The following is a 12,496-nucleotide window of genomic DNA, read 5'->3' as shown; positions in this document are numbered from 1 at the left end:
GTTTAATCAATTTATATACCAAGGAGGTTGGTAATGCGAATGACGGACAGACCCATTTATCCGGCCCTGCTCTTACTGGCCGTGCTCGCCCTGAGCCTTATGGGGTGCGGAATTGATGTACAGGAATCACGGTACTACGCAGCCTACAACCCCTCTGGGGAGGTCAGCGTCTATCGATTGGACATCAAAGCGAACGCACAATTGACCGAAGGCAAATACGCCTCGGGATGGTACCCCCGGGCCAGCGTTGACAGCCTTACCGGTGCCGTCAATGCCGACCAGATTCTCAAGGACCTGAAAACCCGCATCGCCATAGAACAGGAGATCGACAAGAAGGTGCTCGCCGCCTACAAGGAATGGCTCAAAATAGCCGCAAATCCAGCAAGCGACCCGAAGGACCGGCAGAAAACGCTCGACACGCTGCGCCTTGTTCTGTCCTACCCCACCACGGAGAACTTTCAGCGCGAAGGCATGTGCTATATCGAATACCAGCCAACCGAAGGCATTGTAATGCGACACGCGGACGAAAAGATGGTCTTCCTGTTGTCATCCGACCCGACCAAGGTACTCAACGCCATCAACAACTTCACCCAATCCACCGAAGCGGCGCTGAATATCAATCAACTCTCCGATCTCTTCAATGCCCAGGCCCTCGGGGAGCATGGAACCCTCATGGCCTCCATGCATGCCACTCGCAATTACGGGCACCTTATCGAAGGTGAGCTTGACGCCCTCGCCACCAGCCCCCCCACTGACACCGCTTCCCAAAAAGCCACCATCAGTGAAATGACCAAACTCATCGAAATGCTCCAGAGCATGCCCTAGAAGGAGGTGCGAAATGAACGGATTAAGAATATTCCTGATCGCCTCCCTGGCCCTTCTCGGCTTCGGCTGCAGCACGGCCAGCATGACTCTTCAGCTGTCTATGTACACCGGAGAAACAAACGAGCCCGAACGGCCTGTCCCCATGGACGAATATGATCTGCTTAAGGTCCGGAGTCTCCTGGACAACTACAAAGGGCAGGCCGAGGAGATAAAACAGCGTCGGACAGAGCTGGCGGACGATCTCCTGGAGCTTCTCTGGCTGCAATGTCTGGTCAAAAAACAGGCCGCCAGCAAAAAGAAGGATGCGGTCCAAGAAAAAACGGACACATCCTGTGCCATTTACAAAAGTCCCGGTGGCTTGCAACCAAGACGGAAGAAAGTTTTTATCGAAGCACTCGATGCCAGGTACGATTTGCTCACGAAGGCCATCGCTCTTGTTGAAACGAACGTTGAAAACTACAGGCAGAACCTTGAAAAAGTTCCACCCGAGACTCTCACGGCGACCTTGGCGGACAGATCCCAAGTCATTGTCAACGGGTTATTCAACATAAAGGGACAGCTGGAAGAATTGGGCGGCAACCTTGGGACGGAATACGAGAAGTATTTCACCGAAAATATTAAGTCCATCACGACTCATGCCCTGGAACAAGACAAATCGGTCGGCGCCTATTCCCAACTCGTAGAAACAGTTAGAAAGATCAATCGCAATTACCTATTAGATGATACCCCGCCAGACAAAATTTTCGAACAGATGACGGCCCGCTGGGAAGGGACTGCGCCGTTACAGGTGGCAGCGTCCGACCTTGGGACGGAAACCCTGACGCGACTCACGCGCACGGTCAACATCCAGAACACTCAAATCTACCGGATGCAGGACCCATCCGACCCTGTCTGGAAAAAGGTCATCAGTGATGAGGACCCCAAAAACTGGAAGCTCATGAGAGACAAGACCTGGGCCAGTGCCCAGGGCAAGGCCGAGATCATCATTGTTCAGGACACGCCCCTGATGAATCGAATCCAGCAAGTGCATGGCGACCCTTCCGACATGATAGCGAGCCAGTTGATGATCAGCAGGGCCGTGACCAATACGGCCATCAGTATAGCGGGCAAGTACGCGGGAATAGATTTGGACCTCGACAACACCGCACCGGCCGGCCCCGGCAATACCGGAGCCCTATCCTCGAATGTTGCGGCCAAAGCTCGGCTGGACATGCTCAAGAGCGACTACGACACGGCCAAAAAACGCCTGATTGCCAAGTTGGAGGCGCTGAAGGCGAAGCTGGAGGGCGCTTCGGGAAAAAGCAAGATCACAACCGTGGGAGAAGAGATCGTAGGAGCCGTCAAAGGGTTCAAGGCCGAATTCAAAACCATCGCAGGCAAGGAGAAGCCAACAACTTCCGAATAAAATAAGCCCCGGCTCGTACGAGCCGGGGCTTTTCTTATCGATCGCAGGGAGCGGAACGCGGCCTACTTCTCTTCCTTTTTGTCCGCTTTCGCCTCGGCCTTTTCCTCGGGCTCGGCTTTGGCCTCGGCCTTGGGGGCGGCGGTCTTCTTTTTCGGTTTGGGCGGATTGCCCTGCTCGATCCAGACGACCTTTTCGGTGACCGGCTTGCGGTGCGTATCTTTCATGGACAGGCACTTGGTCGGGCAGTTGTCCCGGCACAGGCCGCAGTAGACGCAGGCGTGCGGGTCGCACTGCCAGGTTCCGGCGTCCTTGTCCACGGTGATGCACTGGCTGGGACATTTGCGGGAGCACATGCCGCAGAAGATGCACTTGTCGATGTCGATGACCAGCTCGCCCCGGTAGTTGGGAAACGGCTCGCGCACCTCGAAGGGATAGTTCCGGGTGGCGGGCTTCTTGAGCAGGTTCCTGATGACTGTGGGTGTAAACAGCATGCGTCCTCCTAGCGTTCGGTGCAGCTGATGCACGGGTCAATGGACAGCACGATGACCGGCACGTCGGCCAGCTCGCACTCCGGCAGCATGGCCAGCAGCGGCGGGATGTTGGCGAACGTGGGGGTGCGGATGCGCAGCCGGTCGAGGTGTTTGGTGCCGTTGCCCCGGATGTAGTAGACGCACTCGCCGCGCGGCTGTTCCACCCGGCGGTAGGCCTCTCCCTCGGGCGGGTTGCCCTTGACCTTCACGGCCAGCTCGCCCTCGGGCAGCTTGGCGATGGCCTGGCGGACCAGGTCGATGGACTGTAGCACTTCGCGGAAACGGACCGTGGAGCGCGCCCAGCAGTCGCCGGCGGTCTCGACCACGGGTTCGAAGTCCAGGAACGAGTAGCCGCCGTAGCCCTGCTGGCGCATGTCCTGGGCCACGCCCGAACCGCGCAGGGTCGGGCCGGCCGCGCCGAGTTCCCAGGCCTGGGCCTTGGTCATCACGCCCACGCCCACGGTGCGGGTCTTGACGGTGTAGTCGTTCATGATCGTTTCCTGCAGTCCCTTGACCTCCTTCTCGACGATCTCGATCTCGGACAGGATCCAGCGGATCTGCTCCGGGGAGAGGTCGGCGCGCACGCCGCCGATGACGTTGACGGACACGATGACGCGACTGCCGGTGGTGGCCTCGTTGATGTCCATGATGCGCTCGCGGATCTTCCAGAACTGCATGAACAGGGACTCGAAGCCGAAGGCGTCGGCGAACAGGCCCAGCCAGAGCAGGTGGGAGTGGCTGCGGTGCAGCTCGCTCCAGATGACGCGCAGCAGCTTGGCGCGGTCCGTGACCTCGATGCCCATGAGCTCCTCGACGGTCTCGGAGTAGCAGGTGCCGTGGATCATGGAACAGATGCCGCAGACGCGCTCGCAGACGTTGATCATCTGGTGGAAGTCGCGGATGTCGGCCAGCTTTTCCAGGCCGCGGTGGACGTAGCCCAGGGCCGGAATGGCCTCCTTGACGATCTCGTCCTCGACCTTGAGAGTCAGATGGACCGGTTCGGGCAGGACGGGATGCTGCGGGCCGAAGGGTATAACGGTGGTTGCCATTTCAGCCCCCTATTTCTTGGGCTCTATCTTGACGTTGGACACCAGGGGAACCTGGGTGACCTCGGGATCAAGCAAGAGCGTACGGTTGAAGTCGAGGACCAGGCCGTCGAACTTGACGTTCCACTGGTCGCGGATTTCGTTTTCCACCAGCAGCGCGGCGAAGTAGACGCCGGACACGCTCGGGATGGGCTTGTCCATGTCGGCGACAAGCCGCAGGTGGGTGGTCTCCAGGTCCTTGTCGAAGTGGTAGAGGATGCCGAGCTTGTCCCCGTCCTGGTAGGCGGAGTACGTGACCAGCCTCTGTCCTTCGTTCTTCATGTTCATGACCTCGCCGACAAGGGTGTCGAGGGTCACGTCGATAACTTTACCTTGCATTATGTACCTCGCGTGAAGCTACTTGGCTTCTTCCACTTTCTGGGCGAACTTGGCCAGTCCCGCCACGACGCCGTCGATGATGGCCTCTGGCTTGGCCGGGCAGCCGGGGACGTAGACGTCCACGGGGATGACCTTGTCCACGCCGCCCACGACGTTGTAGGCCTCGCGGAAAATGCCGCCGGTGTTGCCGCACGCGCCGATGGCGATGACGGCCTTGGGCTCGGGCATCTGGTCGTAGATGTTCTTGAGCACCTTCTTGTTCCGGTGGTTGACCGTGCCGGTGACCAGGAGCACGTCGGCGTGCTTGGGGTTGCCGACGTTGATGATCCCGAACCGCTCCACGTCGTAGAGGGGGGTCAGGCAGGCCAGGACCTCGATGTCGCAGCCGTTGCAGCTACCGCAGTCGAAATGCATGATCCACGGTGACTTGGCGCGAGATTTCTTGATGAATGATCCAAACATGATTTACCCCGCGTACAGCCAGATGAGGTTAACGACGGACATGCCCATGCCGAGCAGCCAGACGCGCTTGAGCATCCAGCGCCAGGTCATGCGGGCCATGGTGTTGTCCACCAGGATTTCGAGCAGGTAGGTGGCCACGAGCAAAAGCGCCATCCAGGCCACGTTGGTGTGCCAGAAGAGCGCGCACAGGGACAGGACCAGGACGGTCTCGTACCAGTGGGCGATCTCGATCAGTCCCAGGTAGGGGCCGGAGTACTCGGTGAGCACGCCCTTGACCAGTTCCTGGTGTCCGTGGTGCGAGGTCGAGAAGTCGAACGGGGACTTCCGCAGCTTGATGGTCAGGGCGTAGCCCAGGGCCAGGTACAGAAGCGGCATCCTGGCCAGCAGCGGCAGGTCCTGCGCCCAGATGGCGTCGATGGAGAAGCTGCCGGTGACCATGTAAAAGCCCACGAAGACCAGGATCAGGATCGGCTCGTAGGCCAGGATCTGGAGCAGCTCGCGCTGCGCGCCCACCTGGGAGTACGGGGACTTGGCGGCCATGGCGCCCATGACCAGGAAGACCGCGCCGATGGCCTGCACGAAGAAGACGAGCAGCAGGTCGCCCTGGGCGAAGAACAGGGCCACGGACACGGCCGCGGCGATGAGGTACACCCAGGCGCAGAGGATCTGCCACTGGTTGACGACCATCTTCTCCTTGCCGAAGAGCTTGGCCACGTCATAGAAGGCCTGCATGATCGGGGGACCCTGCCGGGATTGGAACCAGGCCGTGACCCGGCGATCCAGACCGGCGATCAGACCGCCCAAGAGCGGCGCGGCCACAAGTCCGATGATGACGAGAATGAGAGTTTCCATTAGAGCGCCCCTCCCAGCATGAGGACGATCAGCGCGACCGCCAGTGCGTTGAAGATGGGCGTGAGCTTGGGTTCAGCGAACATCTCGCCCAGGTACAGGTTGCCGGTGGAGAACGGCACGTCGCCGTTCATGGGACCGACGTAGGCGCCGTCGCCGGAGGCGGAGTTGGCTCCGCTCACGTAGGGCGGCATGATCTTGACCCTGCGGTAGCCAGAGGCGGCCCTGACCGCATAGAGCAGGCCCAGGCCGAGGACCAGGAACAGGGGCACGACCACGAAGGTGCCGTGCGCGGATTCCAGGGAGCCGAAGCCGACCACGAAGGGTGCGGAGCCGATCCAGGGGGCCAGCATGGAGTTGTAGATCCACGGCGAGGCCAGGGACAGGACCACCGCGCCGAGGCACAGGGTCATGAGCGGAAGCCGGATCAGCATGGGCTGGGATTCGGCCCTGGCGCCCGGCTTGCGGGAGCCCATCATCGAACCGGCCCAGCGGGCCAGGTACACGACCATCATGGCCGAGCCCATGGCCAGCATGACCACGACGAAGATGTTGGAGTCGGCCGAGGCCTCCATGGCCATCCACTTGCCGAGCAGCACGCCGAACGGCGGGAGGATCATGGTCAGGATGCCGACGATGGTGATCAGGGCCGTGCGGGGGTTGGAACCGTACAGGCCGCGCATGTCCTCGATGTCGCGCGAACCGATGGACTGCTCGATGGTGCCGACGCACAGGAAGAGCAGGGACTTGGAGATGGCGTGGAAGAGGATCAGGATGATCGCGGCGGTCAGGGCCAGCGGGGTGTTGATGCCCGCGCAGCAGATGATCAGGCCGAGATTGCCCACCGTGGAGTAGGCCAGGATCTTCTTGCCGTTGGACTGCCCCACGCCCAGAGCGGCGCAGGCCAGGAAGGTGAACGCGCCGCACACGGCCACGCCCGTGGACAGGAAGGTCCCGGCAAAGGCCGGGGCGAACCGCAGGACCACGAACACGCCCGCCTTGACCATGGTTGAGGAGTGCAGCAGTGCGGACACCGGGGTCGGGGCGACCATGGCCCCGAGCAGCCAGGACTGGAACGGGACCTGGGCGGCCTTGGTGAAGCCGGCCAGACAGAGGAAGGCCAGCCCGGTAAGCATGACCGGGGCGGTGGTTCCCAGAGCCAGGATGGCGCTGATGTTCAGGGTTCCGGCCTGGGTGTAGACGAGCATCATGCCGATGACGAAGGCCAGCCCGCCCAGGGCGTTCATCCACAGGGCGCGGACCGCGTTTTTGGTGGCGATCTCGGTGGCGTCGTGGCCGATGAGCATGAAGGAACAGAAGGTGGTCACTTCGAAGAAGAAGTACATCCACAGGATGTTGTTGGACAGGACCAGCCCGTTCATGGCGCCCAGGAAGATGAGCATGAAGAAGAAGAACCTCGGCTGGCGCGTCTTCTTCAGGTGCAGGTGCTCCTCGTGCTCCTTCATGTAGGGGAGCGCGAAGATACAGATCAGGGAGCCGACGATCGAGATGACCAGGACCATGATCAGGGAGAGCTGGTCGCCCATCATGGCCGGGACAGCCTCATGGCCGACCATGAAGAACTCGAACCAGGCGAGCAGGACCACCTGGGCCAGGGTGAATCCCTGGATGAGCAGGCTCTTGTGTTTGTAACCGTAGAAGTAAATGACCCCGAGCAGGACGAAATCCAGGACCGTGACCAGGAAGTCGCTGCCGATCCCCAGGAATGAGCCGACCTCGGTCGGCGCAAACGTCCCCTGCGCGAGCAGCCCCAACGCCGAGAGCGTCAGGATGCCTCCGGTGGCGAGCACGGTCAGCCTCCGCACGGCCATGGACCGCACGAAATAGCAAACCAGCGCCGCCGCCGCAGGCAGCAGGATGAGAAGCACTAACAGATTTGACATGAAGACCTCGTTTCAGAAGATGAAGAACGAGTACAGCAGGCAGCCGACTTCCGGTTCACCTCCAACCGAAAGCCGATGCGAATGCACTTTACCCTTAGCCTAGTAAACATTTGTCCTTAGGGGAAGTTGACCCCCAGGTCAAGACCCCAATCGGACTTTTGCCCTATCCTTTTTTCGGATGCAACTCACTGTATCTTCACACGTTTTTACACCGAATGACATTTTTGGAAAAAGAGAGACCAGAGAAGTCCGGAATATTGTGAAGGAAAAGACAAGGCCCGCTTGGCGGGGCCTCCGGGGAGTTCACCGAGTGAACATTTTTGGGGATTAAAAATATCCGAGTCCAGTTAAAGCGGACAAAACCGCTTCCTTGCTCCGGGCCCTGCCGGACCGCTCGCCCCCCTGTCCGTCCGGCAGGGTCGTGCAGGGTTTGCAGCCCAGGGAACGGTAGCCCCGGTCGTACAGTTCGCAATGGGGCAGGCCGAAGCGGGCGTGAAAGGCCCAGATGTCGGTTTCGGTCCAGTCGAGCAGCGGGTTGACCAGGGTGTGGTCCGGGTCGGTCCGCGCCTCGGACTCGAGCCGCCCGGCGCGGTCCGGATGCTCGTCCCGGCGGATGCCGGTCAGCAGGTGCGTGGTCCGAGTGGCCCGTAGCGCCTTTTTGAGCGGCTCAACCTTGAGTTCACGGCAGCATCGGAGCGGGTCGACGGCCAGGGGATACCCCTCAAGGGAGACCTCGGGCCGGGCGATACACAAATCCACGCCCCATTCGACGGTCATGCGGTCGCGGAAGGCCAGGACCTCCGGGAACTTGCATCCCGTGTCCAGGGTCACGGCGCGGACCGGCCCGGCCCCGGCGTGCTCCACGAGCATCTTCCAGATGAACAGGGCCACGGTGGAATCCTTGCCCCCGGTCCAGGCCACGCGCACGCGCGCCGGGCCGTCCCCGGCCAGGGCCTGGTCCAGCAGGTCGGACAGGAGCTTCTCGCTGTGCAGAATTTTTTCGTCCAGGGTCGGCATCGTATTCAATTCTTTATAATGGCGGACCGCCTGAAGTTGCCGTAGACCAGTTCCATGAGCAAGGAAAAACTGCGTCTCATCGACGACCTCATCACCCGGGAAGAAACCTGCGCGCTGGCCACCTCCGACGGCATCCGTCCGCACTGCGCCCTCATGTACTTCTTCGCGGACCACGCGGCCATGAAATTCTACTTCTTCACGCCCGGCTCCTCGCAGACCTGCCGGAACATCCGGGAGCACCCCCACGTATCCCTGCTGATCGACCGGCGGGAGGAAGGAGTGGCCCTGAGCATCCAGGGGGTCCATTCGCCCATCAAGAAGCGGCAGACCACCGAGGCCATCACCCGGCTCTTCCTGATGAAGTTCCCGCAGATGGCCGGTCTGGCGGACCAATCCGACGCCATGCTCATCCGCGTCAACGGCGTCGAGGCGTGCCTGGCCACGGGGATGGACGACCTCTTCACCACCAAACTGAAAAATTCCTGAAAAAATCCCTTGACGTGGGCCACGCTTGGGCATAGACATTCACTTCGTTTGCGCGCCCGTGGCTCAGCTGGATAGAGCATTCGGCTACGAACCGAAAGATCGCACGTTCGAATCGTGCCGGGCGCACCACGATAGCAAAGCCCCCTTCAGGCCCAGCCTGCAAGGGGGTTTTTCGTTGTTGCCGATCACCCATTGACTCCGCGGCCAATGGACAGCATCCTTAGGGGGAACACCAAGGAGGCGACAATGAACCTACCCAAAGTATACGTCACCCGGCAGATTCCCAAACAAGGCCTCGACCTGCTCCGCCAGGCGGCCGAGGTGGAGGTCAACCCAGACGACGCTCCGGTGCCCCGCGAACGGCTGCTCGAGATCATCAAGGACTGCCAGGGCGTCATCGGCCTGCTGACCGAGAGGATCGACGCCGAATTCTTCGACGCGGCCCCGAACCTCAAGGGGTACGCCAACTACGCCGTGGGCTTCGACAACATCGACGTGCCCGAGGCCACCCGGCGCGGGCTGCCCGTGACCAACACCCCGGACGTATTGACCAACGCCACGGCCGAGTGCGCCTGGTCCCTGCTCTTCGGCGTGGCCCGGAGGGTCGTGGAGGCGGACGCGGTCATGCGCTCGGGCTCCTGGGCCGGCTGGGGCCCCATGCAATTCATCGGCGGCGACGTGACCGGCAAGACGCTGGGCATCGTGGGCGCGGGCCGCATCGGCACGGCCATGGCCCGCATGAGCCGGGGCTTCGACATGCCGGTCCTGTACACCAGCTCGTCCGGCCGCAGGAACGAGACCCTGGACAAGGAGTTGAACGCCCGCCTGGTCTCCTTCGAGGAACTGCTGGAAGAGTCCGACTTCATCTCCCTGCACGCCCCGCTGAACCCCGGCACCCGCCATCTGTTCGGGGCCGATGCGTTCAAGCGCATGAAGAGGACCGCCTACATCATCAACACCGCGCGCGGCCCGGTCATCGACGAGCAGGCCCTGCTCGAGGCCCTCAAGGCGGGCGAGATCGCGGGTGCGGGGCTGGACGTGTACGAAAACGAGCCCGCCCTGACCCCGGGCCTGGCCGAGCTTGCCAACGTGGTCCTGCTGCCGCACATCGGCTCGGGCACGGAGTCCTCGCGCACGGACATGTCCATGCTGGCCGCCCGCAACATGCTGGCCATGCTCAAGGGCCACAAGCCCGAGACCTGCCTCAACCCCGAAATCTACGATTAGACCCGAGAGAACATGACCGCTTACGCCGAGAAAAAGGCCCGCCTGCTGCGCATCGTCGACGGTGCGCTCCAGGCCGTGGCCCCGGATCCCGCCCTGAGGGCGGCCGTGAAACGAGAGGGGAACATCCTGGCCGTGGACGGCCGGAAGTACGATCTGGACGACTACGACCGGGTGCTCCTGCTCGGCGCGGGCAAGGCCTCGGCGGCCATGGCCGCGACCATGGAGGACATCCTGGGCGACCGGTTGGACAGCGGACTGGTGGCCACCAAGTACGGCCACGGCCTGTCCCTGGCCCGGACCGAGGTCATGGAGTCCGGCCACCCCGTGCCCGACGAGGCCGGGGTGCGCGCGGCCGGTGCGCTGCTCGAACGCGCGGCCGACGCCCGGGAGCGGGACCTGATCCTGTTTCTCCTGTCCGGCGGGGCCAGCGCCCTGGCGCCCTCGCCGCTCGGCGCGGTCTCCCTGGCCGACAAGCAGGAGGCCACGCGCAGGCTGCTCGAATGCGGCGCGGCCATCGGCGAGATCAACGCCATCCGCAAGCACCTCTCGCGGTTCAAGGGCGGACACCTGGCCGAGACCCTGGCCCCGGCCACGGTCGCCACCCTGATCATCTCGGACGTGGTCGGCGACCGGCTGGACGTCATCGGCTCCGGGCCCACCGCGCCCGACGACTCCACCTTCCCGGACTGCCAGGCCATCCTGGACAAGTACCGACTGTGCCACCGCATGCCGGACAGCGTGGTCCGGGCCGTGGCCGACGGCTGCGCCGGGCGCGCCCCGGAGACGCGCAAGGCGGGCGACCTCTGCTTTGCGCGGGTGCGCAACTCCATCGTGGCGGGCAACGCCATGGCCGTTCACGGCGCGGCAACGGCCGCCCGCGACCTGGGCTACACCCCGGTGGTTGTGGACCTGGCCATGGAGGGCGAGGCCCGGGACCAGGCCGCCCGGCTCATCCGGTTGGCCGGGAAATACAGTCTCGGCGGGGGCGAAACACGGCCGCCCGTCTGCCTCCTGGCCGGAGGCGAGACCACGGTAACCATCAAGGGCGGCGGCAAGGGCGGCCGCAACCAGGAATGGGCCCTGGCCGCGGCCCTGGAGATGACCGCCCTGGGGGACGCGGGCGAGCGGATTTCGGCCATGAGCCTGGGCACGGACGGCACGGACGGCCCCACGGACGCGGCCGGGGGCATGGCCTTCCCGGACACGGCCTGCGGCGAGCGATCCGAGGCCGCAGGGCGAGCCCTGGCCGAGAATGACGCCTACCACTTCCTGGACGGCGCGGGCGCCCTGCTCAGGACCGGCCCCACCCGGACCAACGTCATGGACGTGGCCGCCGTGCTGGTGGACCCGGCCTGACCGGGTACGCCCGAAACGTCGGAGCATAGGAGAAGGCGGACCATGCGCACCACCCTGATCCGGACCGGATGGGCCGCCCTTGCCCTCGGAGGGCTCATCATCGTCTGCTATCTTTTCGTGGACCGGCCCGCGGCCGAGGCGGCCCTGAGCCTGCGCGGCACTGCCTGGCACGCCGCGGCCAAGGGGTTGTCCCAGGTGGCCAACCACCTGTTCTTCAACGTTCTGGTCGCGGCGGGGTTGATCGCTGGGGCCGTGGACGGGCTGGCCAACGGCCTGACGAACCGCTCGCGCGGCCTGCTCTATCTCTGCCTGTCCGTGGCCTGCGCCATGCTCGTCGGCGACGTGTTCAAGGAGCTCTTCGGCCGGGCCCGGCCGCCGCTGCTCTTCAACAAGGGCGTGTACGGCTTCTTTCCCCTGGCGGGAGGAGGCATGCATGCCTCCTTCCCCTCGGGCCACACCCTGCGCATCTTTTCGGCCATGACCGCCCTGGGGGTGCTCCTGCCCCGGCTGCGCGTGCCCGCCCTGGCGCTGGCAACGGCCGTGGGTATAAGCCGAGTGCTCGCCCTGCGGCATTACCCTTCGGACGTACTCTGCGGCGCGTTCATCGGTGTGACCGCCGCCCTGTGGGGCTGGCGGTTGGTCCGCAACGGGACCGGCCGACCGGCGGCTGGCCCCATTCAACCGGAATAAAATGATTTTCTTGAACGACAAACCATGGTAACCCCCTGCCCATGAAGTGCCCGATCTGCGGTGCGGCCGTCCGGCCGCACGCCTCCCGATGCCGCAACTGCGGCCGCCCCCTGGCCCGGACCAACGACGCCCTCAAACGGACCATGCCCCTTTCTCCGCGCCTGGCCATGCTCTGCGGCGCGGGGCTCGCGGTCGCCGGAGGCCTGCTCCTCCTGTACGGGGCCGACGAGTTCGCGACCGTGCTCCTGGGCCTGGGGTTGCCCCTCGCCCTCATCGGCCTGCTCATGCGCTGACCACTCCGCCCGGTTTACGCGACAAGCC

14 protein-coding genes and 1 tRNA gene are annotated in these 12,496 nt (G+C 63.3%); 8 read left to right on the top strand and 7 right to left on the bottom strand.

Annotated elements, in window-relative coordinates; all coding sequences use genetic code 11:
* Window positions 1–33: 33 nt before the first annotated feature.
* Window positions 34–825, top strand: a complete 792-nt coding sequence (locus BerOc1_RS13250; RefSeq protein WP_071546147.1) for a hypothetical protein — start codon at window positions 34–36, stop codon at window positions 823–825.
* 13 nt (window positions 826–838) lie between these two features.
* Window positions 839–2,230 carry a hypothetical protein gene (locus BerOc1_RS13245; RefSeq protein ID WP_071546146.1) on the top strand — a complete coding sequence of 464 codons (1,392 nt, stop codon included), beginning with the start codon at window positions 839–841 and terminating at the stop codon, window positions 2,228–2,230.
* Between the two features lie 62 nt (window positions 2,231–2,292).
* Here BerOc1_RS13245 and BerOc1_RS13240 read toward each other — a convergent pair whose 3' ends face one another.
* The 7 genes from BerOc1_RS13240 to BerOc1_RS13210 form a co-directional block, all read right to left on the bottom strand.
* A complete protein-coding gene (locus BerOc1_RS13240; RefSeq protein WP_071546145.1) occupies window positions 2,293–2,721 on the bottom strand; it encodes a 4Fe-4S binding protein in 429 nt (142 codons plus the stop codon).
* A gap of 8 nt (window positions 2,722–2,729) precedes the next feature.
* On the bottom strand, window positions 2,730–3,809 hold the full coding sequence (locus tag BerOc1_RS13235) for a hydrogenase large subunit (RefSeq protein ID WP_071546144.1): 1,080 nt from the start codon (window positions 3,807–3,809) through the stop codon (window positions 2,730–2,732).
* A 9-nt stretch (window positions 3,810–3,818) separates the two neighbouring features.
* Window positions 3,819–4,184 (bottom strand): NADH-quinone oxidoreductase subunit C, encoded by a 366-nt coding sequence (locus BerOc1_RS13230; RefSeq protein WP_071546143.1) that lies wholly within the window; start codon window positions 4,182–4,184, stop codon window positions 3,819–3,821.
* Window positions 4,185–4,202: 18 nt separating this feature from the next.
* A complete protein-coding gene (locus BerOc1_RS13225) occupies window positions 4,203–4,646 on the bottom strand; it encodes an NADH-quinone oxidoreductase subunit B family protein (RefSeq protein ID WP_071546142.1) in 444 nt (147 codons plus the stop codon).
* Window positions 4,647–4,649: 3 nt separating this feature from the next.
* On the bottom strand, window positions 4,650–5,498 hold the full coding sequence (locus BerOc1_RS13220) for a respiratory chain complex I subunit 1 family protein (RefSeq protein ID WP_071546141.1): 849 nt from the start codon (window positions 5,496–5,498) through the stop codon (window positions 4,650–4,652).
* Window positions 5,498–7,399 carry an NADH-quinone oxidoreductase subunit 5 family protein gene (locus BerOc1_RS13215; protein WP_071546140.1) on the bottom strand — a complete coding sequence of 634 codons (1,902 nt, stop codon included), beginning with the start codon at window positions 7,397–7,399 and terminating at the stop codon, window positions 5,498–5,500. The genes BerOc1_RS13220 and BerOc1_RS13215 overlap by 1 nt, the downstream gene beginning before the upstream one ends.
* A gap of 327 nt (window positions 7,400–7,726) precedes the next feature.
* Window positions 7,727–8,416, bottom strand: coding sequence for a phosphoadenosine phosphosulfate reductase family protein (locus BerOc1_RS13210; protein ID WP_071546139.1), 690 nt, complete (start codon window positions 8,414–8,416; stop codon window positions 7,727–7,729).
* A 54-nt stretch (window positions 8,417–8,470) separates the two neighbouring features.
* Between BerOc1_RS13210 and BerOc1_RS13205 the strand changes: the two genes are divergently transcribed.
* From BerOc1_RS13205 to BerOc1_RS13180, 6 genes are all read left to right on the top strand, one after another.
* The gene (locus BerOc1_RS13205) at window positions 8,471–8,902 is read left to right on the top strand and encodes a pyridoxamine 5'-phosphate oxidase family protein (protein ID WP_071546138.1); all 432 of its coding nucleotides are present in this window, start codon (window positions 8,471–8,473) and stop codon (window positions 8,900–8,902) included.
* Between the two features lie 52 nt (window positions 8,903–8,954).
* Window positions 8,955–9,031, top strand: a tRNA-Arg gene (locus tag BerOc1_RS13200).
* Between the two features lie 117 nt (window positions 9,032–9,148).
* Window positions 9,149–10,129: a 2-hydroxyacid dehydrogenase gene (locus BerOc1_RS13195; RefSeq protein WP_071546137.1), complete on the top strand. Its 981-nt coding sequence runs from the start codon at window positions 9,149–9,151 to the stop codon at window positions 10,127–10,129.
* Between the two features lie 12 nt (window positions 10,130–10,141).
* On the top strand, window positions 10,142–11,485 hold the full coding sequence (locus BerOc1_RS13190; RefSeq protein ID WP_071546136.1) for a glycerate kinase type-2 family protein: 1,344 nt from the start codon (window positions 10,142–10,144) through the stop codon (window positions 11,483–11,485).
* A gap of 42 nt (window positions 11,486–11,527) precedes the next feature.
* Window positions 11,528–12,175, top strand: coding sequence for a phosphatase PAP2 family protein (locus BerOc1_RS13185; RefSeq protein WP_071546135.1), 648 nt, complete (start codon window positions 11,528–11,530; stop codon window positions 12,173–12,175).
* 41 nt (window positions 12,176–12,216) lie between these two features.
* Window positions 12,217–12,468 carry a zinc-ribbon domain-containing protein gene (locus tag BerOc1_RS13180; protein ID WP_071546134.1) on the top strand — a complete coding sequence of 84 codons (252 nt, stop codon included), beginning with the start codon at window positions 12,217–12,219 and terminating at the stop codon, window positions 12,466–12,468.
* Window positions 12,469–12,496 lie beyond the last annotated feature (28 nt).

It is taken from the genome of Pseudodesulfovibrio hydrargyri (assembly GCF_001874525.1).
Lineage (GTDB): Bacteria > Desulfobacterota > Desulfovibrionia > Desulfovibrionales > Desulfovibrionaceae > Pseudodesulfovibrio > Pseudodesulfovibrio hydrargyri.
This window is presented reverse-complemented; position numbering and strand designations above follow the sequence as displayed.

What these genes read in the sequence shown, in the direction of transcription:
- BerOc1_RS13195 (WP_071546137.1), top strand. Translation starts at nt 9,149, where the DNA reads ATGAACCTACCCAAAGTATACGTCACCCGGCAGATTCCCAAACAAGGC.
- BerOc1_RS13190 (WP_071546136.1), top strand. Translation starts at nt 10,142, where the DNA reads ATGACCGCTTACGCCGAGAAAAAGGCCCGCCTGCTGCGCATCGTCGAC.
- BerOc1_RS13220 (WP_071546141.1), bottom strand. Translation starts at nt 5,498, where the DNA reads ATGGAAACTCTCATTCTCGTCATCATCGGACTTGTGGCCGCGCCGCTC.
- BerOc1_RS13225 (WP_071546142.1), bottom strand. Translation starts at nt 4,646, where the DNA reads ATGTTTGGATCATTCATCAAGAAATCTCGCGCCAAGTCACCGTGGATC.
- BerOc1_RS13180 (WP_071546134.1), top strand. Translation starts at nt 12,217, where the DNA reads ATGAAGTGCCCGATCTGCGGTGCGGCCGTCCGGCCGCACGCCTCCCGA.
- BerOc1_RS13185 (WP_071546135.1), top strand. Translation starts at nt 11,528, where the DNA reads ATGCGCACCACCCTGATCCGGACCGGATGGGCCGCCCTTGCCCTCGGA.
- BerOc1_RS13245 (WP_071546146.1), top strand. Translation starts at nt 839, where the DNA reads ATGAACGGATTAAGAATATTCCTGATCGCCTCCCTGGCCCTTCTCGGC.
- BerOc1_RS13205 (WP_071546138.1), top strand. Translation starts at nt 8,471, where the DNA reads ATGAGCAAGGAAAAACTGCGTCTCATCGACGACCTCATCACCCGGGAA.
- BerOc1_RS13210 (WP_071546139.1), bottom strand. Translation starts at nt 8,416, where the DNA reads ATGCCGACCCTGGACGAAAAAATTCTGCACAGCGAGAAGCTCCTGTCC.
- BerOc1_RS13250 (WP_071546147.1), top strand. Translation starts at nt 34, where the DNA reads ATGCGAATGACGGACAGACCCATTTATCCGGCCCTGCTCTTACTGGCC.
- BerOc1_RS13230 (WP_071546143.1), bottom strand. Translation starts at nt 4,184, where the DNA reads ATGCAAGGTAAAGTTATCGACGTGACCCTCGACACCCTTGTCGGCGAG.
- BerOc1_RS13240 (WP_071546145.1), bottom strand. Translation starts at nt 2,721, where the DNA reads ATGCTGTTTACACCCACAGTCATCAGGAACCTGCTCAAGAAGCCCGCC.
- BerOc1_RS13215 (WP_071546140.1), bottom strand. Translation starts at nt 7,399, where the DNA reads ATGTCAAATCTGTTAGTGCTTCTCATCCTGCTGCCTGCGGCGGCGGCG.
- BerOc1_RS13235 (WP_071546144.1), bottom strand. Translation starts at nt 3,809, where the DNA reads ATGGCAACCACCGTTATACCCTTCGGCCCGCAGCATCCCGTCCTGCCC.